At 59.3% G+C, this 25397-nt stretch carries 21 protein-coding genes; 5 read left to right on the top strand and 16 right to left on the bottom strand.

Annotated elements, in window-relative coordinates; all coding sequences use genetic code 11:
* Positions 1–42 precede the first annotated feature (42 nt).
* A complete protein-coding gene (locus ACI514_RS13605) occupies positions 43–978 on the bottom strand; it encodes a Ppx/GppA family phosphatase (RefSeq protein WP_405124047.1) in 936 nt (311 codons plus the stop codon).
* Between the two features lie 385 nt (positions 979–1363).
* On the opposite strand from ACI514_RS13605, the gene ACI514_RS13600 reads away from it, so the two are divergent.
* Together ACI514_RS13600 and map are read left to right on the top strand one after the other, a co-directional pair.
* A complete protein-coding gene (locus ACI514_RS13600; RefSeq protein ID WP_007918027.1) occupies positions 1364–1591 on the top strand; it encodes a ParD-like family protein in 228 nt (75 codons plus the stop codon).
* Entirely contained in the window at positions 1588–2379 is a 792-nt protein-coding gene (gene map / locus ACI514_RS13595) for a type I methionyl aminopeptidase (protein WP_405124046.1), read from the top strand. Before ACI514_RS13600 ends, map begins: the two co-directional genes overlap by 4 nt.
* A 202-nt stretch (positions 2380–2581) precedes the next feature.
* Here the strand turns inward: map and ACI514_RS13590 are convergent, their stop codons facing one another.
* The 5 genes from ACI514_RS13590 to ribBA form a co-directional block, all read right to left on the bottom strand.
* Positions 2582–3736, bottom strand: a complete 1155-nt coding sequence (locus ACI514_RS13590; RefSeq protein ID WP_095050091.1) for an ABC transporter ATP-binding protein — start codon at positions 3734–3736, stop codon at positions 2582–2584.
* A gap of 17 nt (positions 3737–3753) precedes the next feature.
* Positions 3754–4563, bottom strand: coding sequence for an ABC transporter permease (locus ACI514_RS13585; RefSeq protein WP_122594265.1), 810 nt, complete (start codon positions 4561–4563; stop codon positions 3754–3756).
* Positions 4564–4569: 6 nt separating this feature from the next.
* The gene (locus ACI514_RS13580) at positions 4570–5517 is read right to left on the bottom strand and encodes an ABC transporter permease (RefSeq protein WP_174244503.1); all 948 of its coding nucleotides are present in this window, start codon (positions 5515–5517) and stop codon (positions 4570–4572) included.
* Complete coding sequence (locus ACI514_RS13575; RefSeq protein ID WP_405124222.1) at positions 5514–6539, bottom strand: ABC transporter substrate-binding protein; 1026 nt, start codon at positions 6537–6539, stop codon at positions 5514–5516. Before ACI514_RS13575 ends, ACI514_RS13580 begins: the two co-directional genes overlap by 4 nt.
* 368 nt (positions 6540–6907) lie before the next feature.
* On the bottom strand, positions 6908–8017 hold the full coding sequence (gene ribBA, locus ACI514_RS13570) for a bifunctional 3,4-dihydroxy-2-butanone-4-phosphate synthase/GTP cyclohydrolase II (protein ID WP_160057426.1): 1110 nt from the start codon (positions 8015–8017) through the stop codon (positions 6908–6910).
* 68 nt (positions 8018–8085) lie between these two features.
* Here ribBA and ACI514_RS13565 point away from each other — a divergent pair, with 68 nt between their 5' ends.
* Entirely contained in the window at positions 8086–8382 is a 297-nt protein-coding gene (locus tag ACI514_RS13565) for a DUF1330 domain-containing protein (protein WP_160057427.1), read from the top strand.
* Positions 8383–8507: 125 nt separating this feature from the next.
* On the opposite strand, the gene ACI514_RS13560 is transcribed toward ACI514_RS13565, so the two are convergent.
* From ACI514_RS13560 to ACI514_RS13530, 7 genes are all read right to left on the bottom strand, one after another.
* Positions 8508–9071, bottom strand: coding sequence for an NUDIX hydrolase (locus tag ACI514_RS13560; RefSeq protein WP_160057428.1), 564 nt, complete (start codon positions 9069–9071; stop codon positions 8508–8510).
* 1 nt (position 9072) lies between these two features.
* The gene (locus ACI514_RS13555; RefSeq protein WP_053121182.1) at positions 9073–9837 is read right to left on the bottom strand and encodes a GntR family transcriptional regulator; all 765 of its coding nucleotides are present in this window, start codon (positions 9835–9837) and stop codon (positions 9073–9075) included.
* A gap of 42 nt (positions 9838–9879) precedes the next feature.
* On the bottom strand, positions 9880–10284 hold the full coding sequence (locus ACI514_RS13550) for a carboxymuconolactone decarboxylase family protein (RefSeq protein WP_405124045.1): 405 nt from the start codon (positions 10282–10284) through the stop codon (positions 9880–9882).
* Between the two features lie 134 nt (positions 10285–10418).
* On the bottom strand, positions 10419–10904 hold the full coding sequence (locus ACI514_RS13545; RefSeq protein ID WP_016984497.1) for a flavin reductase family protein: 486 nt from the start codon (positions 10902–10904) through the stop codon (positions 10419–10421).
* Between the two features lie 12 nt (positions 10905–10916).
* A complete protein-coding gene (locus ACI514_RS13540) occupies positions 10917–12398 on the bottom strand; it encodes an aldehyde dehydrogenase (RefSeq protein ID WP_160057430.1) in 1482 nt (493 codons plus the stop codon).
* A complete protein-coding gene (locus ACI514_RS13535) occupies positions 12395–13228 on the bottom strand; it encodes an alpha/beta fold hydrolase (RefSeq protein ID WP_160057431.1) in 834 nt (277 codons plus the stop codon). Before ACI514_RS13535 ends, ACI514_RS13540 begins: the two co-directional genes overlap by 4 nt.
* A gap of 31 nt (positions 13229–13259) precedes the next feature.
* Positions 13260–13850 (bottom strand): amino acid synthesis family protein, encoded by a 591-nt coding sequence (locus tag ACI514_RS13530; RefSeq protein ID WP_007917992.1) that lies wholly within the window; start codon positions 13848–13850, stop codon positions 13260–13262.
* Between the two features lie 436 nt (positions 13851–14286).
* Between ACI514_RS13530 and ACI514_RS13525 the strand changes: the two genes are divergently transcribed.
* Positions 14287–15330 carry a YCF48-related protein gene (locus ACI514_RS13525; RefSeq protein WP_160057432.1) on the top strand — a complete coding sequence of 348 codons (1044 nt, stop codon included), beginning with the start codon at positions 14287–14289 and terminating at the stop codon, positions 15328–15330.
* Positions 15327–17711, top strand: a complete 2385-nt coding sequence (locus ACI514_RS13520) for an RND family transporter (RefSeq protein WP_160057433.1) — start codon at positions 15327–15329, stop codon at positions 17709–17711. Before ACI514_RS13525 ends, ACI514_RS13520 begins: the two co-directional genes overlap by 4 nt.
* A gap of 55 nt (positions 17712–17766) precedes the next feature.
* Here ACI514_RS13520 and ACI514_RS13515 read toward each other — a convergent pair whose 3' ends face one another.
* The 3 genes from ACI514_RS13515 to ACI514_RS13505 all read right to left on the bottom strand — a co-directional run bounded on the left by ACI514_RS13515 (position 17767) and on the right by ACI514_RS13505 (position 25212).
* Positions 17767–22434, bottom strand: coding sequence for a dermonecrotic toxin domain-containing protein (locus tag ACI514_RS13515; RefSeq protein WP_405124044.1), 4668 nt, complete (start codon positions 22432–22434; stop codon positions 17767–17769).
* Between the two features lie 110 nt (positions 22435–22544).
* Positions 22545–23264: a FadR/GntR family transcriptional regulator gene (locus tag ACI514_RS13510; RefSeq protein ID WP_160057435.1), complete on the bottom strand. Its 720-nt coding sequence runs from the start codon at positions 23262–23264 to the stop codon at positions 22545–22547.
* 211 nt (positions 23265–23475) lie between these two features.
* The gene (locus tag ACI514_RS13505; RefSeq protein ID WP_007917984.1) at positions 23476–25212 is read right to left on the bottom strand and encodes an IlvD/Edd family dehydratase; all 1737 of its coding nucleotides are present in this window, start codon (positions 25210–25212) and stop codon (positions 23476–23478) included.
* Positions 25213–25397: the final 185 nt, after the last annotated feature.

Here is a 25397-nt window from a genome sequence, read left to right as displayed (position 1 = left end):
GATCGAGCCGCTGAAGGGGAGACGAATCTGTCGTGGCGCGGATTAGTGCTGGCTCATCAAACCGTGCAATACGCCCAAACGCAGACCCGGTTCGGAGGGCACCATCTGCGCGATGCCGAACACTTTGAACGCCGCCAGCATCAGCACCAGACCACCGGGCAGAATGCTCTGGCGGTGCGCTTGCAGACCGGTCAGTTTCAGTTGCTGGACGTTGTTCACTTTCAACAGCAGCAGCGACAGGCGTAGTAGCCCGCCGTAGGTGATGCCGTCCTGGCCGAAGTCATTCAGGTGGTTGGCCTTGAGCACTTTGGCGAGCATGCGCGCAGTGCCGGAAGAGCCGATGGTTTGCTGCCAACCCTGAGCACGGTAACGCCGGGCAACTTTTTCAAACTGCAGGATGGCGAAGCGTTCGGCTTCCTGCAGCGCGCCGGCGGACACATCGCCGCCGCGAAAAAAGCGCGTGCTCAAGGTGCCGCTGCCGATGGCGATGCTTTCGGTGAGCAACGGTTGCGCACCCTGACCGAGGATCAGCTCTGTGGAGCCACCGCCGATGTCGACCACCAGGCGCAGGTCTTCAGCGCTTGGCAAGGCGTGAGTCACGCCGGCGTAGACCAGCCGCGCCTCTTCATGGCCGCAAATGACGTCGATGGGAAAGCCCAGATGCCGTTCGGCACTGGCGAGAAACAGAAGCGCGTTGTCCGCTTCACGCACCGCGCTGGTGGCCACCGCGCGCACCCGGCCGGCCTCGAAACCGCGCAGTTTTTTGCCGAACCGCGCCAACGCCTGCCAGCCGCGATCCAGCGCCAACGCGTCCAGCGCGCCACCGTCAAATCCTTCGGCGAGGCGCACCGGCTCACGCAGGGTTTTCACTTCCTGAATCTGCAAGCCCTTTCGACTGCGCACCGACTGGCCGATCATCAGGCGAAAGGCATTCGAACCCAGGTCGATGGCGGCAAACAGCGAGGCGTCGTCTTTCATGGGAATCCTTGCAAAGCGCCCGTCGGGAGGCGCGAGACGGTTTGCGAGGATTTTGCCGTGATCTTGATGACATCCTGATGACGGGGCAGGGGCGGCTCAATGAATGTGCGGCTGTCATGACACTGTCATTATCCGGCGTCTATGCTGAGGCCAATACATCGCGTGTTCTTAAAGTTTTTGCTGCCGGTTTTGGCAGCTTTTTTTTGCCCAAAATTCAGCGAAATCCCTGTAGGAGCTGCCGAAGGCTGCGATCTTTTGACTTTGTTTTTGGAGAGCAAGATCAAAAGATCGCAGCCTTCGGCAGCTCCTCCAAGGGTCGTATTTGCAATTTTTAATAGAGGTTGGCTAATATACGATCCATATACACATCGTATCGGATTCATATATGGGTATCGTAAAGATTTCAGAGGACATGCACGAGAACCTGCGGATCTCCAGCAACGCCCTCAGCCGCTCGATCAACGCGCAGGCTGAACACTGGATGCGCATCGGCATGCTCGCCGAACTGCACCCCAACCTCGACCACAGCGCCATTTGCCGCTTGCTGATCCGCGCCGAACAGAACGGTGGGCTGGATTTGCAACAACTGACTCAGGAAGCCGTCAGCGCATGAGAAACCAGATCAAGATCAACACCCCGGCCGACATCGCCCAATCGCGCGCTGCCGGCAAACTTGCCGCTGAAGTACTGGCGATGCTGGTGCCCCATGTGAAGGCGGGCGTGACCACCGATCAGCTCGATCAACTGTGCAACGACTACATCGTCAAGGTGCAGAAAGCCGTGCCGGCCAACGTCGGCTATCACGGCTTTCCGAAAACCGTCTGCGCGTCGGTCAATGACGTGGTCTGCCATGGCATTCCGTCGGGCACACCGTTGAAGGATGGCGACATCGTCAATCTCGATATCGCGGTGATCAAGGATGGCTGGTTCGGCGACACCAGCCGCATGTACGTGGTCGGCGAGGCGACACCTGAGGCGCAGCATCTGATCAAGACTACCTATGACGCCATGTGCGCGGGGATTCGCGTGGTCAAGCCAGGCGCCACCTTGGGCGATATCGGCCACGCGATCCAGACGTTGGCGGAGAAGGAAGGCTTCAGCGTGGTGCGCGAGTATTGCGGGCACGGGATCGGCAAGGTCTATCACGATGAGCCGCAGATTCTGCATTACGGCTTTCCCGATCAGGGCATGAAGCTTAAGGCGGGGATGATTTTTACCGTAGAGCCGATGCTCAATGCCGGCAAACGCCATGTAAAGAACATGCCGGATGGCTGGACCGTGCTGACCAGGGATGGCTCGTTGTCGGCGCAGTGGGAGCATATGGTGGCGGTGACGGAGACGGGGTTTGAGATCTTGACCGCGTGGCCGGATGAGATTGAAGGCTACCGCGCTATTGTCTGATACCGCGTCGACTGGTTCCCTCACCCTAGCCCTCTCCCAGAGGGAGAGGGGACTGACCGGGTTGATTGGACAAGTTACACCGACCTGAGAATGCAGCGTCGAACTCGGATTTTGAACAGCATGAAGATCGGCTCCCTTTCCCCCTCGCCCCCTTGGGGGAGAGGGCTGGGGTGAGGGGGTAAATCTCACAGGCAACACGCTATCAGTGAGCGCCGGCAGCCTTGTTCAGGTCGCTTTCGGTCCATTCGGTGTAGACGCAGGCGTCGGCAGTGGCCCAGCGCACTTGCACTGGGTCGCCAGCCTTGAGCGGCATGCCCGCCGCCGACAGTGCTTTCACCGTCATCGACGTGCCGCCCGAGGTGACTACGCTGCAGGTCTGGCTCTCACCCAGAAACAACACCTCCACGACCTTCGCTGAAACCTCATTCCAGCCCGACGGCAGCGGTTCGCTGATTGCTTGCGCCACGCTCAAAGCCAGTGCCTTTTCCGGCCGCACCATCAACAAAACATCTTGATCGGTGTGCAGCCCAGCGGTCAGTCGAATCGACAATGACTGGCCTTCAAACGAAGCCGCCGCATTGCCCTGCGCCTTGAGCTTGAGGAAGTTCGAATTGCCCAGAAACGACGCCACAAACGCATTCGGCGGATTCTGATAAAGGTCATAACCGCTGCCCAATCCAACAATCTTGCCGTGACTGAAAATCGCAATGCGCTGCGACAAACGCATGGCTTCTTCCTGGTCGTGGGTTACGTAAACAATGGTGATGCCCAGACGACGATGCAATTGGCGCAATTCATCCTGCAGATCTTCCCGCAGCTTTTTATCCAACGCGCCGAGCGGTTCGTCCATCAACAGAATGCGTGGCTCATAAACCAGCGCCCGGGCGATGGCGACACGTTGCTGCTGACCACCAGACAATTGCGAAGGGCGGCGATGAGCGAACTGCTCAAGCTGCACCAGTTTCAACATTGCATCGACACGCTTGTCGCGCTCAGCCGCCGCGAGTTTGCGAATCGCCAAAGGAAAGGCGATGTTGTCGCGCACCGACAGATGCGGAAACAGCGAATAGCGCTGGAACACCATGCCGATGTCACGCTTGTGCGGCGGCACGTTCACCAGCGATTGGCCGTTAACGAGGATCTCGCCGCTGCTCGGCGTTTCAAACCCGGCGAGCATCGACAGCGTGGTGCTTTTGCCCGAGCCGCTGGAGCCGAGGAAGGTCAGGAACTCGCCGTCCTTGATGTCCAGCGAGATGTTGTCGACGGCGGCAAAATCACCGTAGTGCTTGTTCAGGTTGCGCAGGCTGACCAGGGGTTTGTCGTTCTGCTGGGAAGCGTCTTTGATCACGGCACTCATGTCGTACTCCTGGGCGCTCAGGCGCTGATTTCGTTGCGCCGGCGCAATGCGGCGGCGATGACCATGACCAAAACAGACAAGCCGATCAGCAGCGTCGAGGCGACGGCGATCACTGGCGTCAGGTCTTGGCGCAGGGTGGTCCACATTTTCACGGGAAGGGTTTGCAGGGTCGGGCTGGCCATCATCACGCTGAGCACCACTTCGTCCCACGAAACGAGGAAGGCGAAGAGGGCGCCGGCGACCATGCCCGGACGAATCGCCGGAAAGGTCACTTTGAATACCGCTTGCAGGCGTGAAGCACCGCAGATCACCGCCGCGTCTTCAATCGACTGGTCGAACAGCTTCAGCGAGTTGATGATCGAGATGATGGTGAACGGCAACGCGACGATCACATGGCTGACGACGAAGGCGAACATCGTCCCGGTGTAACCGAGCTTGAGGAACAGCGCGTACACCGCCACGGCGATGATCACCAGCGGCACGATCATCGGCAGGGTGAACAGACCGTAGAGCATTTCCCGACCGGGAAAGCGTCCGCGCACCAGCGCAAACGCCGTCGGCAAACCAAGGGCCACGGCAAAGATCGTCGTCAGCACAGCAACCTTGAGGCTCGCCGCTGCAGCGTTCATCCAGTCCGGGTTGGAGAAGAACTGGCCGTACCATTTCAGCGTCCAGCCCGGCGGTGGAAACACCAGCCACTGCGACGAACCGAACGACAAAAGCACGATGAAGACGATCGGCAACAGCAGGAACAGACCGATCAGCCCGGTGGTGGCGTAGAGGCCGAAACGCATGCGCCGGCTCATCGCATTGGGGGTCAGGAGCATGTCGGCTTACCTCGCGTTACTGGCGCCAACCGGGGATTCCGGCTGAAGCTTCAGGTAGAAGTAGAACAGCACCAAAGTGATCGCGATCAGCAACGCGGCGCCGGCACTGGCCAGGCCCCAGTTGAGGAACGATTGCACCTGCTGAATGATGAACTCCGGCAGCATCATGTTCTGCGCCCCACCAAGCAGCGCCGGGGTGACGTAGTAACCGAGCGACATGACGAACACCATCAGCCCACCGGAGGCCAGACCCGGCCGGCACAGCGGCAGGAACACCCGGAAGAAGTTGGTCCACGGACTCGCGCCGCAAATCGAGCCGGCCTGCAGAATCATCGGGTCGATGGCCTGCATGGTCGCCTGCAACGGCAGCACGATGAACGGGATCATGATGTAGCTCATGCCGATCACTACGCCGGTGAGGTTATGGACCATTTCCAGCGGTTGATCGATGATGCCCATCGCCATCAGAGCCTTGTTGATCACGCCCGACGCTTGCAGCAGCACCAGCCACGAATACGTGCGGGCGAGCAGGCTGGTCCACATCGACAGCAGCACGATGTTGAGAATCCAGCGTCCCCAGCCGCGCGGCACCAGAGTGATCGCCCAGGCCAGCGGAAAGCCCAGCAACAGGCTGAACAGCGTCACCAGCCCGGCCACCGAAAAGGTGTTGAGCAGGACGCGGGCATAGGCCGAGTTGGCGAACAGTTGTTCATAGTTGCCGAGGCCTGGCGTCGGTTCGAGCACGCCGCGCAACAGCAGGCCAATCAACGGCGCGAGAAAGAACAGGCCGATGAACAACAGCGCCGGGGCGAGGTTGCCGGCGCCGCGCCAGCGTTGTCTGAGTGACGGGGCTTGCTGCATCGCAACCGCCTGTGTTCCGTGGGCCGAACCGGCAGCGCTTGCGGCGCTCCCGGTGGCAGTGGAGGGACGGGACGCGGTGGCCGCCATTTTCATTTGACCAGCCATTCGTTCCACCGTGTCGCGATGGCCTGGCCGTTTTTGGCCCAGTACGCGAAATCAAGAGTGATCTGATCCTTAGCGTAGGCAGTCGGCAGGTTGGGGGCCAGCGTCGAATCCAGACGCTCCACACTGTCGAGGTTGACCGGGGCGTAGGCGGTCAGGTTGGAGAAGTCGGCCTGGCCCTTGGCGCTGCTGGCGGCGGCGAGAAACTTCATCGCCGCGTCCTTGTTTTTCGAGCCTTTAGGGATGACCAGAATGTCGGCCATGACCAGGTTCTGTTTCCAGCTCACGCCGACCGGTGCGCCGTCTTCTTGCAGGGCATGAATGCGACCATTCCAGAACTGGCCCATGCTCGCTTCACCGGACGCCAGCAGTTGCTGCGACTGCGCGCCGCCGCCCCACCAGACGATGTCTTTCTTGATGGTGTCGAGTTTCTTGAAGGCGCGATCCAGGTCCAGCGGGTAGAGCTTGTCAGCCGCTACGCCGTCGGCCAGCAGCGCCAGTTCAAGCACGCCAGGGCTTGGCCATTTGTACAGGGCGCGTTTGCCGGGCCAGGTTTTGGTGTCGAACAGGGCGCTCCAGTCCTGCGGTTTGTTGGCGCCGAGTTTGCCCTCGTTGTAGCCGAGGACGAAGGAGAAGAAGAACGAGCCGACGCCGTAATCGCTGACGAAACGCGGGTCGATCTTGTCGCGCTGGATCACTTTGAAATCGAGGGGTTCGAGCAGGCCTTCAGCGGCGGCGCGCAGGGCGAAATCGGCTTCGACATCGACCACGTCCCATTGCACGTTGCCGCTCTCGACCATGGCTTTGAGTTTGCCGTAGTCGGTCGGACCGTCCTGCACGACGGTGATGCCGCTGGCCTTGCTGAACGGATCGGCCCAGGCCTGTTTCTGCGCATCCTGGGTGCTTCCGCCCCAGCTGACGAAGTTCACGCTTTCGGCCGCCATTGCAGCCTGGCCGGTGACGCTGAGCAGTCCCGCAAAAAAGATCGCGGTTGCAGCTTTGTTCAACACCATGTTCACGCCCTCATTGTTGTGTTTTTGAGCGGGCTTGCGTTGTTGCCCGCCTGTCGGGAGCAGTAGCTGGACGTTCATTGGAGCGTCCGGTCTATGGAATATCATATTATGGTATTCCAAACTTTGTGCAAGCACTTTGCCTTACCGGTTATCTGGCCGGGCGGTTATTATTTGATGCGTTCGGCTTGGATGTTTTTTGTGAATGTTAGATCCAGCCCCTCACCCCAGCCCTCTCCCTTCGGGAGAGGGGGCCGATCGGAGGCTGTTCAAAACCTGAGTTCGGCTCGGTATCTCAGGTCGGTGTATAGCGTTCAAACAACCCGGTCAGCTCCCTCTCCCTCCGGGAGAGGGCTGGGGTGAGGGCAGCTTCACTCGGTAAACGGAATACTCTCGACCACTTCCAGGTCATACCCCGTCAACCCCGCATACTTCAGCGGCGGGCCTAGGTGACGCAGTTTGCCAACCCCCAGATTCTGCAAAATCTGCGCCCCAGTCCCCACCTCGGAATAAATCCGCGATTGCGAACGGCTGAACTGCCTCGGCGGCTGAGTCAATTGCGGCACCCGCTCCAGCAACGCCTGCGAAGACTCGTGATTGGCCAGCACCACAACAACCCCATGCCCCTCAGCCGCAACCCGTTGCAGCGCCGCCCATAGCGTCCAGTTGGTCGGCCCGCTGTATTGCGCGCCGACTAGATCACGCAGCGGATCGATTACATGCACACGCACCAGTGTCGGCTCTTCACGGCGCAGATCACCCATGACCATCGCCATGTGCACGCCGCCCTCGATGCGATCCTCAAAGGTGATCAAACGGAACGTGCCATGCACCGTCGGCAGCTCGCGTTCGCCAATCCGTTCGATGGTGTGCTCGGTGCTCAGGCGATAGTGGATCAGGTCAGCGATGGTGCCGATCTTGATCCCGTGCTTGCGCGCAAATACTTCCAGATCCGGGCGCCGGGCCATGGTGCCGTCGTCGTTCATCACCTCGACGATCACGGAGGCGGGGGTGAAACCGGCCAAACGCGCCAGATCGCAACCCGCTTCTGTGTGACCCGCGCGAGTCAGCACGCCACCTTCCTTGGCGCGCAGCGGGAAGATGTGCCCCGGCTGCACCAGGTCTTCGGCACGGGCATTCGGCGCGACGGCGGCGGCGACCGTGCAGGCGCGATCCGCCGCCGAAATGCCGGTTGTCACGCCAACCGCCGCTTCAATCGACACGGTAAACGCGGTGCTGAACACGCTGCCATTGGCCGGGACCATTTGCTCCAGGCCCAAACGCTGGCAATGTTCGTCAGTCAATGTCAGGCAGATCAGCCCTCGCGCTTCTCGGGCCATGAAACTGATGGCCTCGGGCGTGCAACGGTCGGCGGCCAGCAACAGGTCGCCTTCGTTTTCGCGGTCTTCGTCATCGACCAGCAAAACCATTTTGCCGAGACGATAATCTTCGATGATTTCTTCAATGCTGTTGAAGGCCATGCTGGACTCTCAGGGTTCGTTGGAAATATATTGGTATACCATAATACAAAATCAACAGAGAGGTCACTATGAAGGCGTACTGGATTGCTCATGTGGATATAGCCGATGCCGATCACTACAGCCAATACACCCAGCGCGCGCCGGCAGCCTTCGCTGAGTTTGGCGCGAAGTTTCTGGCCAGAGGCGGGCGCAGCGAGGCGATGGAAGGGCGCGAGACGCCGCAGCGCAGCGTGGTGATCGAGTTCGAGAGCTATGAGAAGGCTGTGGCTTGCTACCACTCGGCGGCGTACCAGGAGGCGAAAAGTTATCGGGAAGAATGGGCGAGGGCGGAGATCATCATCGTTGAAGGCATCGCCCCAGTTTAAGCCACACCACAAAACCCCTGTAGGAGTGAGCCTGCCCGCGATAGCGGTTTATCAGTCAAAATTTTCACCGACTGACACACCGCTATCGCGAGCAGGCTCACTCCTACAAAGAGCGGGCTGCGTTGTCAGCGGATGAAGTGGATCTTGCCGCTGTCGTCATTGCCCATGTAAATCCCGTACACCCCAGCCTGGCGCTCTTCGATATAGCGTTCGAGAATCTGCCGGATCGCCGGGTAATAGATCTGCTCCCACGGGATGTCTTCCGGCGCGAAGAACTTGTAATCCATGGTCTCGGGCCCGTACTGCCCGGTGATCTCCAGCGCGATCGCGCGGAAGATGATGTACACCTCGCTGATCTTCGGCACGCTGAAAATCGAATACGGCGAGACGATTTCCGCACGCACGCCGCTTTCTTCCCAGACTTCTCGGAGGGCCGCTTGCTCGGTGGTCTCGCCGCTTTCCATGAAACCGGCGGGCAGCGTCCAGGTGCCCGGGCGCGGTGGGATCGCCCGTTGGCACAACAGGTATTTGCCGTCCTGCTCGATGATGCAGCCGGCAATGATCTTCGGATTGACGTAGTGGATGTAGCCGCAACCGCGACACATCAGGCGCTCGTGCGTATCGCCCGCTGGTACCTGCTGACCGAGGTCAGGGCCGCCGCATTTCGGGCAATAGCTCGGGCTGAACATATCAGTGACCTATACGCGGTTCTTTCAGCGCGATCGGCAGGGTCATGGCCGGCGTGCCTTTAACGACAGAGCCGGTCTCTTCCTGCTTGCGCTTGAGATAGTCGAGCGCTACCGCAGCGGCAGCGCGAACGTGATCAACACAGGCCTGATGCGCCACCAGCGGATCACCGCTCTTGATCGCTTCGACCATTTTTTCCATTTCCTGATTACTCGCGCCGCGACGGTTTTCCTGCGACACCGAGGTCGCGCGCAAGTAGCTGATGCGCGCCTGCAACTGACGCAGCTGAGTCGCCGCGACATGGTTGCCCGAGCCTTCCAGCAGCACATCGTAGAAGCCCTGCACCGAGTCGATCACCTGTTGCAGTTCGCCGTCCTTGAGCGCCTTGCGATTTTCGTCGAGGGCTTTTTCCAGGGCTTTGATGTCCTTGGCCTTGGCACGCAGGGTGAACAGCTGGACGATCAGGCCTTCCAGTACGCAACGCAATTCGTAGATATCGACGGCGTCGGCCAACGTGATGATGGCGACACGCGGGCCTTTGGCATCGGCGAACTCGACCAGACCTTCGGATTCCAGGTGACGCAAGGCCTCGCGCACGGAGGTGCGGCTGACGCCAAGGCGATCACACAGATCGCGCTCGACCAGACGATCGCCGGGCATGAGCTGGAAATTCATGATCGCGCTACGCAGTTTATCCAGCACGATTTCGCGCAGGGTAACGGGGTTGCGATTGACCTTGAAGCTGTCGTCGAGTGGCTGGCGTTTCATGGGGTCCGCTCTTTAAGTTGGCTGTCCATGCCAGACGGGCATCTAAACAGCCGAGGGGTTGACTGAGGCTTCGGCGTCGGCTTCGGCAAAGGCTTCACGGGCCAGCCGGAAACTGTCCACGGCTGCCGGAACGCCGCAATAAATGCCGACCTGAAGCAGAATTTCGCGTATTTGCTCACGACTCAGGCCGTTACGCAAGGCGCCACGCACATGCAGCTTGAGTTCATGCGGACGGTTGAGCGCCGAGATCATCGCCAGGTTGATCATGCTGCGCTCCTTGAGCGACAGACCGTCGCGACCCCAGACATGGCCCCAGCAGTATTCGGTGACCATTTCCTGCAGAGGGCGGGTGAAATCGTCGGCGTTGTCGATTGAACGCTGAACGTAGGCTTCGCCGAGCACCTGCGTGCGGATCTTCAGGCCTTTTTCGTACTTTTCGTTATTCATCATTCCTCCTGTGACCACAGATCCCTTGTAGGAGTGAGCCTGCTCGCGATAGCGGACTGACATTCAACATGGATGTCGACTGATCCACCGCTATCGCGAGCAGGCTCACTCCTACAGGGTTTTGTGTGAATCCGTCAGGCCAGGGTTGGCAGGGGCCCGAGCTTGCCTTTGTGGTAAATCATCGGTGTCACCGGTTGCGCGGGCAGGATCAGGTTCTTCACCGCGCCAACAATGATCGCGTGATCACCACCGTCGTATTCCCGCCACAACTCGCATTCGATGATCGCCGTGGCCTTGGCCAGAATCGGGTTACCCAACTCGCTCAAATGCCACTCGATGTCCTTGGCCTTGTCCTTGCCCTTTCCGGCGAAGGCGTAGGCCTCAGCTGTCTGGTCAGCGGACAGCAAATGGATCGCAAATTTCTTGCTGTCACGCAACACCGGATACGTGTCGGAAGCATAGTTAGGGCAGAACAGCACCAGCGCCGGATCAATCGACAGCGCACTAAAAGCGCTGGCGGTGATGCCGACGATCCCGCCTTCGGGGTCAACGGTGGTGACCACCGTGACGCCGGACGGAAAGGAACTCATGACGTCTTTGTAAATGCCGGGTTCGATCATTTCGCAGGACTCCTAGCGCATCACAAACGGATCAGGCATTGGCGCCTGAGACAGGTTGATCCACACCGTTTTCAGTTCGGTGTAGGCCAGCACCGAATCGATGCCGCTTTCGCGTCCATAGCCACTATTCTTGAAGCCGCCGATCGGCGCCATTGCCGACACCGCACGGTAAGTGTTGACCCAGATAATCCCCGAGCGCACATCGCGAGCGAGGCGGTGAGCACGGCCCAGATCGCGGGTCCAGATGCCGGCGGCGAGGCCGAACTGCGAGTCGTTGGCGATCGCCAGCGCCTCGGCTTCATCTTTGAAGCGAATCACCGAAGCCACCGGGCCGAAGACTTCTTCCTGCATGATCTTCATCGAATTGCGGTCGCATTCGAACAGCGTCGGCTCGTAGAACCAGCCTTCGCCGAGATCCGTTGGCCGCTTGCCGCCAGTACGCAAACGGGCGCCTTCAGCTATGGCATCAGCGACCAGACCTTCGACCACCGCCAGTTGCTGCGCGGTGGCCATCGGGCCCATCTCACTGTTGTCTTCTTGCGGGTTGCCGATGCGGATACGCTGGGCGCGTTCGACCAGTCGATTGACGAATTCGTCGTAGATTTCGTCCTGCACCAACAGCCGTGAACCCGATACACAGCTCTGCCCGGACGCGGCATAGATCCCGGCAATCGCACCGTTGATCGCGCTGTCCAGATCGGCGTCGGCGAAGATGATGTTCGGCGACTTGCCGCCCAGTTCCAGCGACAGCTTGGCGAAGTTCTCGGCGCTGCTGCGCACCACATGCCGTGCCGTCGCCGCGCCGCCGGTGAAGGCGATCTTGCGGATCAGCGGATGGCGGGTGAGGGCGGCGCCAGTGCTCGGCCCGTAACCGGTGACGACGTTGACCACGCCCGGCGGAATCCCTGCTTCGAGGGCCAGCCGCGCCAGCTCAAGAATGGTCGCCGAGGCGTGCTCGGACGGCTTGATCACAATCGTGTTGCCAGCGGCGAGGGCCGGCGCCAGTTTGATTGCGGTCAGATAAAGCGGGCTGTTCCACGGAATGATCGCGGCTACCACGCCCATCGCTTCGTGCACGGTGTAGGCGAACAGATCGGGCTTATCCAGCGGCAGCGTGCCGCCTTCGAGCTTGTCGGCCAAACCGGCGGTGTAGTGGAAGAACTCCGGCAGATAGCTGACCTGGCCACGGGTTTCGCGAATCAGCTTGCCGTTGTCGCGGCTTTCCAGCTGCGCCAGTTGTTCCTTGTTTTCCGCGATCAAGTCACCGAGACGACGCAGCAATTTGCCGCGTGCGGTGGCGGTCAGACCGCGCCACGCCGGGCTGTCGAAGGCGGTTTGTGCCGCTTGCACGGCGCGTTCGACGTCCGCCTCATCAGCGTCGGGCAGTTGGGCCCAGGCTTGCGCCGTGGCCGGGTTGAGGCTTTCGAAGGTCTTGCCGGAGAGGGCGTCGACCCATTCTCCGCCGATGCACATCTGGAAGCGTGCGAGTGTCATGCAACGATCCCCTTTATATGGTTTTGTCGGGAGTGTGCGAATTGGAGAAATTCCAGCAGTGTCTGATTGACCAGACGCGGCGACTCTACGGGCATCATATGCCGTTGCTCAGACAGCACGGCAACCTTCGCACCGGGGATGCGTCGGGCCAGTTGCTCGGCCATTTCCGGGGTCGAACCGGGGTCGAGTTCGCCGGTGGCGATCAGCGTCGGCGCCTGAATGCTGCCCAGGTCGTCGGCGCGGTACATGTCTTGGGTGGCGAACAATTCATAAGTCGTCAGATAGCCTTGCGGATCATTGCCGGCCAGAGTCTGGCGGATCGCCGCGATCTGCGCCGGGTTGGCCGCCTGATATTCACGGCTGAACCAGCGTGACAGCGCCGCTTCGGCATTGGCGTCCGGGCCATGCTCGGCCGCTTGCGCGGTGCGCGCGATGACGCCGGCACGCTGTTCTTCGCTACGATTGAACACGCTGTTCAAGACCACCAGGCTTTGCAGGCGCTCCGGGTAATGCAGGGCAAAGGCCCGCGCGACCAGACCGCCCATGGAGAAACCGATCACCGCTGCCTGTGGCAGATTGAGGTGGTCGAGCAGCTCCAGCAACTGATCGGCGTAACCGAGCAGGGCGGTGCCGCTGGCCGGTCGCGGACTGGCGCCATGACCGAGCATGTCGTAGGCGATCACCCGGTACTGGCTGGACAGGCCGACAATCTGCCCGCCCCACATTTCTTTATTGAGGCCCACGCCGTGGATCAAAACCACGGGCTGGCCTTGGCCGGTCGCCAGGTAACTGGTGCCAGCCGGGGTGAGTTCAGCGGTGAGCCGAATCATGGAGCGCTCCTGCAATGCCTTTTTATTGTGATTACTGGGCTTTTTCGGCGGCCAGTTCTTCCAGATCGATGTAGCGGTTGCCGATGCGCGGGTGCAGGCGACCACCGTCGGCGCAACCCAGCACGACGACGATTTCGTCGGCACGCGGCGCGTCTTCGATCTGCATTTCCAGGGTGATGTAGTGCGAACGCTGACCTTCGTCGTCCTTGTGCATCATCGGGATCTGGATCGAAGTGCCCGGACCGCCGCGCTTGTTGGTGAAGCTCAGGTAGCTCTTGGCGTTGACGGCTTCGCGGTAGTGGTTGCCGAAGCGCAGGGTGTGGATCACCGCGGAGGCGTGTTCGATCTCGCCATCAGCACCGACCACAGCGGCTTTGCCGTAGGCCTCGATCTTCTCGGCACCGCCGATGATGCCGACCAGACGCTCGACCATCAGTGCACCGAGGTCGGAGCAGTTGGCGCGGATCTGCGGCTTGAGGTCTTCAACGAAACCGTTGCCCACCCAAGGATTTTTCATCACCACGGCGAGGCCGACCATGGTCACGGGCTTGTCAGTGGCTTTGCCGCCTTCGATGAAGGTTTCTTCGACATAGCTGACGATCTTGCGAATTTCGAAACTCATGAGCTGCTCCGTAGGTGTATTGAGAGTGTCTGTGCGTCTGATGGTATACCATAATACCGATCGTGCAAGTCCCCTCGATGACTTTTGCCGCATCACCCCGGCGAATGGTCATGTATTCAACTCCCAAAGCCCCCACAACCCCTGTAGGAGTGAGCCTGCTCGCGATAGCGGTGTGTCAGTCAATGATTTCTTACCTGATACACCGCTATCGCGAGCAGGCTCACTCCTACAGGGGAATCCGTCGGCAATGCGGTTAACAAAAGATAACGTGGCGCCGATTGTCAGACGTTTCGAAAGCCCGATAGGATGAGCCAGCTTCCGAAGTGGCTCTGGATTGCGGGTTTCAGGACTATGCTCCTGAGCAGCCATCAGCGGAGCACACTTGCGGCGCCCTTGAAGGCCAGATGGCCTAACAATAATAAATAGGGGAAGGTCTATGAGTCGTTGCCGCCCGCCGGCGTTACGCAACACCGCGTTGCTGGCCACAGCACTCTCTCTGCTGGGCTTTGCCACGTTATCGGCACCGGTGATTGCCGCCGAGGCGCCAGCCGACGTGGTCTACGCCACCGAATCCGCCAAAGCCGCGAAAAGCCTGATTCTCGATGTTGTCCACGCCGGCAAACGGTTGGTGGCGGTCGGGGATCGCGGGCACATTCTCTATTCCGATGACCAGGGCAAAACCTGGACCCAAGCCAAAGTGCCGACCCGGCAACTGCTGACAGCGGTGTACTTTGTCGACGACAAGCACGGCTGGGCGGTCGGCCACGACGCGCAAATCCTCGCCAGCGCAGACGGCGGTCTGACCTGGACCAAACAATTCGAAGACCTCAAACGTGAATCGCCGCTGCTCGACGTCTGGTTCAAGGACGTCAACAGCGGCCTCGCCGTGGGCGCGTACGGCGCGCTGCTGGAAACCACCGATGGCGGTAAAAACTGGCAAGACGTCAGCGACCGCCTCGACAACGAAGACCAGTTCCACCTCAACGCCATCGCGGCGGTGAAGGATGCCGGGCTGTTCATCGTCGGCGAGTCGGGCAGCATGTTTCGCTCCGCCGACGACGGCCAGACCTGGGAAAAACTCGAAGGCCCGTACGAAGGCTCGCTGTTTGGCGTGATCGGCACGGCACAACCGCAAACCCTGCTGGCCTACGGCTTGCGCGGCAATCTTTATCGCTCCACGGATTTCGGCAGCACCTGGGAGCAGGTCGAACTGAAAGCTGCACGTGGGGCGCTGGAGTTCGGCCTGTCAGGTGCGACCCTGCTCGAAGACGGCTCGATCGTCATCGTCGGCAACGGCGGCTCGGTGATCAGCAGCAGTGACAATGGCGAGACCTTCAGCGTGTTCAACCGTCCGGACCGCATTTCGCTGTCATCGGTCACTGCGGCCGGCGACGGCAACCTGATTCTGAGCGGGCAGGGCGGCGTTCACACCACACTGCCGAACGGTGCCGAGATCAATAACAAGAAGGCGGGGCTATGACTTCCTTGATCACTCCTCAGCAGGACAAGGCGACGTTTCTTGAACGCCTGATCTTCAACAACCGCCCGGCAGTAATCCTGATCTGTCTAGTGGTGAGCATTTTCCTGTTCTGGCAGGCCACGCTGATCCGGCCTTCCACCAGTTTCGAAAAAATGATCCCGCTCCAGCATCCGTTCATCGAGAAGATGATGGAGCACCGCAACGATCTGGCGAATCTCGGCAATACCGTGCGTATTTCGGTGGAAGCCAAGGACGGCGACATCTTCTCCAAGGAGTACATGGAGACCCTGCGGCAGATCAACGACGAGGTGTTCTACATCTCCGGCGTCGACCGCTCCGGCCTGAAGTCGCTGTGGAGTCCGAGCGTGCGCTGGACCGAAGTGACCGAAGAGGGTTTTGCCGGCGGTGAAGTGATCCCGCAGAGCTACAACGGCTCGCAGGACAGCCTCGATCTGTTGCGTAACAACGTGCTCAAGTCCGGTCAGGTCGGGCGTCTGGTGGCCAACGACTTCAAGTCGAGCATCGTCGACATTCCGCTGCTGGAGTCCTACCCGGATCCGGAAGACCAGGGCAAGTTACTGGCGCTGGACTACCGCAAGTTCTCCCATGAGCTTGAAGACAAGATCCGCAACAAGTTCGAAGCGCAGAATCCCAACGTCAAAATCCACATCGTCGGTTTCGCCAAGAAGGTCGGTGACCTGATCGACGGTCTGGTGATGGTGGTGCTGTTCTTCGGCATCGCCTTCGTCATCACCCTGATCCTGCTGCTGTGGTTCACCAACTGCGTGCGCAGCACCATCGCCGTATTGAGTACGACGCTGGTGGCGGTGGTCTGGCAGCTCGGCTTGATGCACTTCTTCGGTTTCGGACTCGATCCGTATTCGATGCTGGTGCCGTTCCTGATCTTCGCCATCGGTATTTCCCACGGCGTGCAGAAGATCAACGGCATCGCCCTGCAATCCAGCGAGGCCGACAACGCACTGACCGCAGCGCGACGTACCTTCCGGCAACTGTTTCTGCCGGGGATGATCGCGATTCTGGCGGATGCGGTGGGCTTCATCACGCTGCTGATCATCGACATCGGCGTGATCCGTGAATTGGCCATTGGCGCGTCGATCGGCGTGGCGGTGATCGTGTTCACCAACCTGATTCTGCTGCCGGTGGCGATTTCCTATGTCGGCATCAGTAAACGTGCGATTGCCAGGAGCAAGAAGGACGCCAACCGCGAGCATCCGTTCTGGCGCCTGCTGTCGAACTTTGCCAACCCGAAAGTCGCACGCATCTCGGTGCTGCTGGCGCTGATCGCCTTCGGCGGCGGCCTCTGGTACAGCCAGAACCTGAAAATCGGCGACCTCGACCAGGGCGCACCGGAACTGCGTCCGGACTCGCGCTACAACAAAGACAACAACTTCATCATCAGCAATTACTCCACCAGCTCTGACGTACTGGTGGTGATGGTCAAGACCAAGGCTGAAGGCTGCTCGCGTTATGAAGCCATGGCGCCGATCGATCAGTTGATGTGGAAGATGCAGAACACCGAGGGCGTGCAGTCGGCGATCTCGCTGGTGACCGTGTCCAAGCAGATGATCAAGGGCATGAACGAAGGCAACCTGAAATGGGAAACCCTGTCGCGCAACCCGGACGTGCTGAACAACTCCATTGCCCGTGCCGACGGCCTGTACAACAACAGTTGCTCGCTGGCGCCGGTGCTGGTGTTCCTCAACGATCACAAGGCCGAAACCCTCGATCGGGCGGTACATGCGGTGCAGGAGTTTGCCCAGGAGAATAACAAGGACGGTCTGGAGTTCATCCTCGCCGCCGGTAACGCCGGGATCGAAGCGGCCACCAACGAAGTGATCAAACAGGCTGAGCTGACCATCCTGATTCTGGTGTACATCTGCGTGGCGGTGATGTGCATGATCACCTTCCGTTCGTGGGCGGCGACCTTGTGCATCGTCCTGCCGCTGGTGCTGACCTCGGTACTCGGCAACGCGCTGATGGCGTTCATGGGCATCGGCGTGAAGGTTGCGACCTTACCGGTGGTGGCGTTGGGTGTGGGGATTGGTGTCGACTACGGCATCTACATCTACAGCCGTCTGGAAAGTTTCCTGCGTGCCGGGTTGCCGTTGCAGGAGGCCTATTACCAGACGCTGAAATCCACCGGTAAAGCGGTGCTGTTCACCGGCCTGTGCCTGGCGATCGGCGTGTGCACCTGGATCTTCTCGGCGATCAAGTTCCAGGCCGACATGGGCCTGATGCTGACCTTCATGCTGCTGTGGAACATGTTCGGTGCGCTGTGGCTGCTGCCGGCACTGGCGAAGTTCCTGATCAAGCCGGAGAAACTGGCGGGGCAGAAGGGCAATTCGCTGTTTGCGCATTGATCTGAAGCGCTGAAACGACAAAGCCGCAACCTTAGGGTTGCGGCTTTTTTTGGGTTCAGCGTGGTTCAATTGGCAGGAATATCAGGGCCAGTTCATCGCTGATGTTCGCCCGATGGATGTCGATTTTCTGCCGTGAGTTCGCGGCTTTCGCCAACGCCGTCTCGTAGTTTTCATATCGCTGATCTTTGGTTTTCAGATGTGTGCGTCTGTAATTGGCCTTCGCGTCAGTGAGATTGTCATAGTGAAAGTGCGCGTACCAAAGGGGAGTGTCCTCGTTGACCATCAAGGTGTATTCCTGCATGAAGTCTTTTCGCCCGGTTGTCAGCTGAACGCGTTTACCGTCCGTGCGAGCGTAAATGACTTTCTTGTTCAGCAAATACTCGACTCCTTCGCTAGTCGGTGGTGCGGCCAGCGTCATCTGTGTGCGCAGTTCAATGGCTTTGGTATTGATAACCGTCGCCTTGTCCCTTAGTTGACTGATCAGCCGGGCATCCGGCTCGTTATTCGCTGGAGCCTGCACATGGCTTTCGAGCTTGCTCGCAAATTCGGCGAGTTTCGTTGCCTCACGCTGCAACTGTTCTTCAATCTCCTTGGGGTAACTGGCTCGGAGCGCATACCCCTCGATTTTCAGCATCTCCTGGTCAACCTTGGCCAAGGCTTTTCGAGCATAACCCTTCAGTTGTGAGTAGGGCGTTGCCACCGTCGCGGCGTCGGCCCTGCGGGGTGTGATCTCCTTCCAGACATCCGGTTGTTTTTCCTCGAAAGAAGCGAGGATGCCTTCGTCCATCGGGTTTCTGACATCGACGATGTTCGTGACCTGACCCGCTACCGGGGTACGCAAGTCGCCGATCAATACACCTTTTGTGTCGGTTTTGATAACGCGCTTGTGACTGGCCCTTGGCCTGACCGGTCTGGCGGGTTTTGCAGGTTTTGCAGGTTTGGCCGCAGCAGTGCTGGAGCCGGCTTGAGGAGCAGGTGACTCGGGCGGTTCAGGCAGTTGCTGCAGTTCGTCTGCCAAGCGACGTTCAGCGTCGTTGCGCAGTTCGACGATGATCTCGCGCAAGCGACTGAAATTGCTCGGCTCCAGTTCCTCGCTGTTGAAAATGCCGATACTTTCCAGCGCGTCCTGCGCCTTGCCGTAGCGTTCGACCAGGTTGTCAAACACGGCAATACGTTCCTTGCTGTCAAACACTTCCAGGCCTTGCAGATCGGAGTGTGAACGAGACAGCACCACCACAGGCTCAACAGCGTCGTCCAGGCCGACGACGGTTTCAAATTCCAGGGTCTTGATACTCAGCGGACGCAGTACTCCAAGTTGAAAAGCCCTGAGTCGCAAGGCTGTCAGTTCTTCGGGGCGGCCACTGGTCAATTGTTCCCAGGCAGAAGGCGTGGTTTTGTCTGGGATCTTTTTCAATTCCTGCAACCGGATTTCCACTTCGTCATAGAGCTTGATCATCGTTTCATTGACGGTGGAGGTTTCGCGGAGAAACCCAAGGTAGCGGTTCCTCATGGCGTCCCCTCCGGTTAACAACGCTACGCTGGTTTGGTCACGATTAATGTTGAACTCGCGATATTTGACGATTATGGCTCGACGGTCCAGGTCAGCCATTACGATCTGTTTTCTGAGGTTATTGATGCTGTTTCTCAGCAATGGCCTGATGCGGGAAACATCCGGATCGGTTTTTTTCAGCTCGGCAATTTCCTTTTGTTCGGCGATCTGCTGAAGGTAGGTTTCGGTCTGTTGTTCCAGCTTGGCGCTGAACAATTGCCTGAGTCGCGTTCGTTCCGGCTCGGTGATACCCGTGCGATTCATCAACTGTTCAGCGAAATCCACGCGTGCCTGAGCTCCCGCCTGCTGAGCGATAAAATTGTCGTAGTTTTCATCCAGTTTTTCGATGCGGCGATTTTTTTGGTCTCGCTGCTTGCTGATTCTTGCTTTGGGACCGCCGCCACCCAGTTTCAGGCCATGATCCAGACGCCATTGCCCTTGGCCGTTGCTTCGTAACTTGATGCCTGGATGGTCCGGGTGGAACAGGTACACCTCACCGAAGCCCGGCACGATACGCACGCGAAACAGCAGGCCGGCAAGGCTGGCGTGCCACTCGTTGGCAATCAGATATAACCCTTTGAAAGGGCCGGTTGTGGTCGGACTGGGCAGAGGTGTCGGCCACGGAACATGCATCTCCCGAAACGTGTCAAGCAACCTGGCCGAAGTCGAGTCCCGGGCTGTCGAGAAGTTGAAATCCAGCACCGTATTGCCATCGCCAGGTGGCGCGGAGGGCAACCCGGGGGCCTCCTCACGCACCACTGGATCAAATGGCGACGGGTATGGATGGCGTAACGGTTCAAGAGCCAGCGGGACGACCCTGTCGACGCTACCGGGCAACGCGGCGCTACTGGATTCCTTCGCCACATGCAGCACGACCAGGCCAATATTCAACAAAAGGTCGGTCCACGCCTGGTTCCGGGTCGTTGCATCATCACTGTCCAATGCCGGAATATCGTTGATCAGGCTATGGGTGAGCTGAAGCATCCAGCCGACGATCATTGCCGGGCCGCGCAACGGCAGGAGCAGGAGGTTGAAGATCAGCCAGCCACCTTCAAGCATGATCGCCCAGCGGCTCTCTGCATTGGACACAGCTTGCTGGTCTGCAAACTGGACCAATGCCTGAGCATTGCTGACGAACAGGCTGCGCAATACCCGATTCTCTTCGACAGCCTTCAACCATTCAGCGGCGGCTGCGTTGCCAACCAATATCGCGGGCGCAGGTTTTTCGAACGAAGGGAATTCGTCGCCAATATGAAAATGGCGGATGTGCGGTTCATTGAAACCGTTGTTGGCGTAGATCGGTCTGGCTCGATCAGTGAGCCATGTCAGCACACTGTCTTGCAGCGGTCCGGGAAGGGCGATCGCCTTGAATAGATCCCTGCGACTCGCGTATTGCTGAAGGGCAGGCGTATACAGCGGGCGATAAAGAATGTGGGGACCCTCGGCATTCAGGTCTTTGGCTTCGATGACAAACATGTTGGCGACTGTATCGATGGCGGCATCTGCTTTGCGTTGAAACGCCAATGGCCTGATGACGATGGCCTGCCCTTCGACAAGGCGGTCGGTGCTGCTGCCCTTCATCAGCGCGTTGACGTATCGGTAGCCCAGTCGGTTAAAACCGTGCTCGCCCCGAATCGAATGTTCGAGCGCCTGCAGCGGTAACTGAATGGCAAGCTCCAGCGCAAACAGTCGCTCGCGCTCGCGCGTCTCGGTACTGTGTCCCAGCAATAACGTATCGATCAGTTGCGGATAGTGTTTGCCGACATCGACGCGTTTTACCAAATCCAGCAGGTACGCCTCGGTGGTCCAGTCCTGAATCAGTTGATTACCTGTGTGCCGAATGGTCATCCGGCCTTTTGGCTTGCCCGCAAGGTTCTTGATTGCCAGTTCGGTCAGGGACATTTTCACCTTTTCGATGTAGCCGCTGCCCATGTCACCGACAGGCACGTGAAAGGTCAGCTCCAATTCGTCGGCGTTGTAACCGGGCGCCTGGGGTTTGTCCTCCAGCATCTGCTTGTGCAGTGCTTTTTTCGCAAAGGTGTGAAGGTCGTCAATCCCGTCACTGAAGGATCGCCCCCGGGTTTGCTGCCGGGTCCTCGCGAGCGCCAGAACGTGTTGCCGGTAGGCCATTCGATTGTCTGCACTCGCTGTTTGCAACCAGTCCGGAAGGCCCGCCTGGATCGGGACAAGGTTGTGCAGATCGGGCGTCTCGTCGACGAACACGCGGGCGAGATCAGTGATTGCGTCAATCCGCCTTTGCAATTCGTCCAGAGTTTGGTTAGCGGGCAGCTTGAGTGCTGCCAGATTGTCCAACTGCTGATTCAGCAGCAGGGCGGCCTGCAGGTCGAAGATATTGCCGTCAGGCTCGAAGCGCTTCCAGGTCGTCACGTCGGCCGAAAATTCTCGTTGAAAACGCTTGGCCCACGCCAGGCCAAAACTCTCCAGTGATGTATAGGCCTCGACGCGACCGGTCAAACTGCACAATAGATGGGTTTGCCCGCAGCTGACCAATAGATCGGGTGCCTGCAACGTGGCCGAGCGCTTGCCTTTGCTCAGTGTCGTTTGCAGTGTGCAGGCTTGCAGGGCACTGCCCGGACGCTGCCTGCGATCGGGGTGTTCAGCCAGCTCTGCCAGTATTCCGGCCTGCAAGGCGTCAACAGTGACGTGGCGAACCGCTGCCGTTTTCAACACCCCGGCAAGCAAGTCACCCAGCCATTGCCAGCGGCTGATCCCCGTGTTGTTGTCGTCGCTCCAGTAGTTCGTCAGAGCGTCCTGCAAGCCGATGTACACAATGCTCGGCAGTTCGAGGATCACGTTGGAAATGACCTGCATATCGGGCCAGGGTGCGAAACCCTTACCGGTGCGCATCTGCTTGGGGACTTTGTTGGTCAGGAAACAGTTGCGATCGTATTGATCGGAAAGGTCGAGTTTCACGCCACTGGCAAGGTATTCCAGTACCTCGTCGAGTAATAAAGACAGGCGCCAGGCGCCCCCGGGAATGGGCAGCGCAATTCGGGTCAGATAGGGGTCGAACTCGAGGTCGGGATATTTTTCCAGCAAGCCGTCCTTGAGCAGACGCGCGGTTTCCGAGCGCAATGTCGGGCGGTTGCTGAACCGGGCGCTGACGGCCCGGGCGATGATATTGGTTGAGTCCGTTGGGTCGGAGGTAGGCATAGTGCAATCCTTGGCACGTTGGGGATTGCACACGGTAAAACGCAGTACGTATTCAGGTGCGGTAACGGGATACCGCACATCAAATCATTCAAAGCTTGAAGCGGGCGCGGTTACACAGGGTCGTTGCCCAATACAACATTCAATGCACTGCGCGCATCATCGAGCTGAACCAGCGTGGCATGCCGGGCGCCAAGGGCGTCGCGGTTTTCGATGGCGGTAAGAATTGCTTTGTGCCGCGGCAACGCCAATTCATGCAGATTCGGCCGCTGATTCGAATGCTTCAACGCTTCGGCAATCGCCACCGACAACATGTTGCACAGGTTCGCCAGCAAATCGTTGTGCGTCGCATCGGCAATCCGGCTATGAAAATCCAGATCCGGCTGCAACAAGGCTTCCGGTGTCGGCGCCGCTTCCATGCGCTGGTAAGCCTCGCCGATCGCGGCAATATCAGCCTCGGTCGCATGTTGAGCGGCGAGGGCGGCAGCCGCCGGCTCGATAATGCTGCGCACACTGGTCAGCACATTGAAGAATTCATTCTGCGGGCTGCTTTGCATCAGCCAGTGCAGCACGTCCGGGTCGAGCATGTGCCATTCGCGGCGGGCCTTGACCACAGTTCCCACACGCGGCTTGGAATACACCAGACCTTTGGCCACCAACACCCGCGTCGCTTCACGCAATACCGGCCGGCTGACCGCGTACTCCTCGCAGAGCAAGGCTTCGGCGGGCAGTTTGTCGTCGGGCTTGAAGCGTCCGGAGACGATCTGCATGCCCAGTTCCTGGACGATGCGCGAGTGCATGCTTTTGCGGTCGGAGGGTTTGCGGTAATCCATGGGGAACGGCGCGATCCTGAGCGATGGAGATGCCGCGCATCATAGCAGGCACGGCACAATCCTGAGGGAGTACACAAAACCAAATGTAGGAGTGAGCCTGCTCGCGATAGCGGCGTGTCAGATGAACAATTGCTAACTGACACACCGCTATCGCGAGCAGGCTCACTCCTACAGGGGAATGCATTCCAATGCAGGCTATGATGCTGGGCCGTTAATGGGAGTGGCGCGGTACTTCGGCGCCTCGGCAGCCGACGAGGAAGTCAAAGTCACAACCCTGATCCGCCTGCAGTACATGGTCGATGTACAACTGACGGTACCCGCCCACCAACAACTGCTGCGGTGGCTGCAGATCCGCCATGCGCGCCGCCAGTTCGGCATCGGGAATGTCCAGATGCAGACGCCCGGTGGCGCAATCCAGCTCGATCCAGTCGCCTTCCTTCACCGTCGCCAAAGGCCCGCCGGCCGCCGCTTCCGGCGCCACGTGCAAAACCACGGTGCCGTAAGCGGTGCCACTCATCCGCGCATCAGAAATGCGCACCATGTCCGTCACACCCTGCGCGAGCAGTTTGGCCGGCAAGCCCATGTTGCCGACTTCAGCCATGCCCGGATAACCCTTCGGCCCGCAGTTTTTCATCACCAGAATCGAATCCTTGTCGACATCCAGCTCCGGATCGTTGATCCGCGCCTTGTACATGTCGAAGTTCTCGAACACCACCGCACGGCCGCGATGCTGCATCAGTTCCGGTGTCGCGGCGGACGGCTTGAGCACCGCGCCGAGTGGCGCCAGATTGCCGCGCAGCACGCAGATGCCACCGTCGGCGCGGATCGGATTGTCGAGGGTGCGGATCACTTCGTCTTCGCCATAGATCGGCGCGTCCTTGGTGTTCTCGCCGATCGACTTGCCGTTGACGGTCAGTGCATTCGGGTTTGGAATCAGATTGGCCTCACCGAGACGACGCAGCACCGCTGGTAAGCCACCGGCGTAATAGAACTCTTCCATCAGGAAACGCCCCGACGGTTGCAGGTCGACAATGGTCGGCATGCCGCGACCGATGCGGGTCCAGTCGTCCAGATCCAGCTCGACGCCGATGCGCCCGGCGATGGCCTTCAAGTGAATCACCGCGTTGGTCGAACCACCGATAGCAGCGTTCACGCGGATAGCGTTCTCAAAGGCTTCTTTAGTCAGAATCTTCGACAGCTTCAAATCTTCGCGCACCATCTCCACCGCACGCATGCCGGACATGTGCGCCAGCACATAACGTCGTGCGTCCACCGCTGGAATCGCCGCGTTGTGCGGCAGCGAAGTGCCGAGTGCTTCAGCCATGCACGCCATAGTCGATGCGGTGCCCATGGTGTTGCAGGTGCCCGCCGACCGCGACATGCCGCCCTCGGCTGCGAGGAAATCGTCAATGGTGATGGTGCCAGCCTTGACCTGCTCGCTGAGCTGCCAGACCACCGTGCCGGAACCGATGTCTTTGCCTTTGTGCTTGCCGTTGAGCATCGGCCCGCCAGTGACAACGATGGCCGGCACGTCGCAACTGGCCGCGCCCATCAGCAGCGCCGGGGTGGTTTTGTCGCAGCCGGTCAGCAGCACCACACCGTCGATCGGGTTGCCGCGAATCGCTTCTTCAACGTCCATGCTTGCCAGGTTGCGGGTGAGCATGGCGGTCGGGCGCAGGTTCGATTCGCCGTTGGAGAACACCGGGAACTCCACTGGAAAGCCACCGGCCTCGATCACCCCGCGTTTAACGTGCTCCGCGATCTGGCGGAAGTGTGCGTTGCACGGGGTCAGTTCCGACCAGGTGTTGCAGATGCCGATGATCGGCTTGCCGTGAAACTGGTGGTCGGCGATGCCCTGATTCTTCATCCAGCTGCGGTACATGAAGCCGTTCTTGTCGGCCGTGCCAAACCATTGGGCGGAGCGCAGGGTGGGTTTCTTATCAGACATGATCGATTCTCTTATTGTATGACTATAGTGTTCCAGCTACGGCTTAATCTAAGCGTAAAATCCAAGGTTTGGAAGTGTTGTTGGTGAATTAGTATTACTATATAGTCGTTTTCGACGGAGGGATGGCCCTGACGGTTTTCCGTGAGAGGCGTCCCCCGAGGTTCTATAAAAACAACAATCGGAGA

It is taken from the genome of Pseudomonas sp. M20 (assembly GCF_045037865.1).
In the GTDB taxonomy this organism is placed as follows: domain Bacteria; phylum Pseudomonadota; class Gammaproteobacteria; order Pseudomonadales; family Pseudomonadaceae; genus Aquipseudomonas.
Note: the sequence above shows the minus strand (reverse complement) of the source record. Positions and strands in the feature narration are given on the sequence as shown.

Bases quoted from the DNA above. Each gene is read 5' to 3' on its own strand.
- ACI514_RS13560 (WP_160057428.1), bottom strand. From the start codon at position 9,071: ATGTTCAGCCCGAGCTATTGCCCGAAATGCGGCGGCCCTGACCTCGGT.
- ACI514_RS13510 (WP_160057435.1), bottom strand. From the start codon at position 23,264: ATGGATTACCGCAAACCCTCCGACCGCAAAAGCATGCACTCGCGCATC.
- ACI514_RS13580 (WP_174244503.1), bottom strand. From the start codon at position 5,517: ATGAAAATGGCGGCCACCGCGTCCCGTCCCTCCACTGCCACCGGGAGC.
- ACI514_RS13550 (WP_405124045.1), bottom strand. From the start codon at position 10,284: ATGAATAACGAAAAGTACGAAAAAGGCCTGAAGATCCGCACGCAGGTG.
- ACI514_RS13555 (WP_053121182.1), bottom strand. From the start codon at position 9,837: ATGAAACGCCAGCCACTCGACGACAGCTTCAAGGTCAATCGCAACCCC.
- ACI514_RS13565 (WP_160057427.1), top strand. From the start codon at position 8,086: ATGAAGGCGTACTGGATTGCTCATGTGGATATAGCCGATGCCGATCAC.
- ACI514_RS13535 (WP_160057431.1), bottom strand. From the start codon at position 13,228: ATGATTCGGCTCACCGCTGAACTCACCCCGGCTGGCACCAGTTACCTG.
- ACI514_RS13530 (WP_007917992.1), bottom strand. From the start codon at position 13,850: ATGAGTTTCGAAATTCGCAAGATCGTCAGCTATGTCGAAGAAACCTTC.
- ACI514_RS13540 (WP_160057430.1), bottom strand. From the start codon at position 12,398: ATGACACTCGCACGCTTCCAGATGTGCATCGGCGGAGAATGGGTCGAC.
- ACI514_RS13545 (WP_016984497.1), bottom strand. From the start codon at position 10,904: ATGATCGAACCCGGCATTTACAAAGACGTCATGAGTTCCTTTCCGTCC.
- ACI514_RS13590 (WP_095050091.1), bottom strand. From the start codon at position 3,736: ATGAGTGCCGTGATCAAAGACGCTTCCCAGCAGAACGACAAACCCCTG.
- ACI514_RS13515 (WP_405124044.1), bottom strand. From the start codon at position 22,434: ATGCCTACCTCCGACCCAACGGACTCAACCAATATCATCGCCCGGGCC.
- ribBA (WP_160057426.1), bottom strand. From the start codon at position 8,017: ATGGCCTTCAACAGCATTGAAGAAATCATCGAAGATTATCGTCTCGGC.
- ACI514_RS13520 (WP_160057433.1), top strand. From the start codon at position 15,327: ATGACTTCCTTGATCACTCCTCAGCAGGACAAGGCGACGTTTCTTGAA.
- ACI514_RS13585 (WP_122594265.1), bottom strand. From the start codon at position 4,563: ATGCTCCTGACCCCCAATGCGATGAGCCGGCGCATGCGTTTCGGCCTC.
- map (WP_405124046.1), top strand. From the start codon at position 1,588: ATGAGAAACCAGATCAAGATCAACACCCCGGCCGACATCGCCCAATCG.
- ACI514_RS13505 (WP_007917984.1), bottom strand. From the start codon at position 25,212: ATGTCTGATAAGAAACCCACCCTGCGCTCCGCCCAATGGTTTGGCACG.
- ACI514_RS13575 (WP_405124222.1), bottom strand. From the start codon at position 6,539: ATGGTGTTGAACAAAGCTGCAACCGCGATCTTTTTTGCGGGACTGCTC.
- ACI514_RS13525 (WP_160057432.1), top strand. From the start codon at position 14,287: ATGAGTCGTTGCCGCCCGCCGGCGTTACGCAACACCGCGTTGCTGGCC.
- ACI514_RS13605 (WP_405124047.1), bottom strand. From the start codon at position 978: ATGAAAGACGACGCCTCGCTGTTTGCCGCCATCGACCTGGGTTCGAAT.
- ACI514_RS13600 (WP_007918027.1), top strand. From the start codon at position 1,364: ATGGGTATCGTAAAGATTTCAGAGGACATGCACGAGAACCTGCGGATC.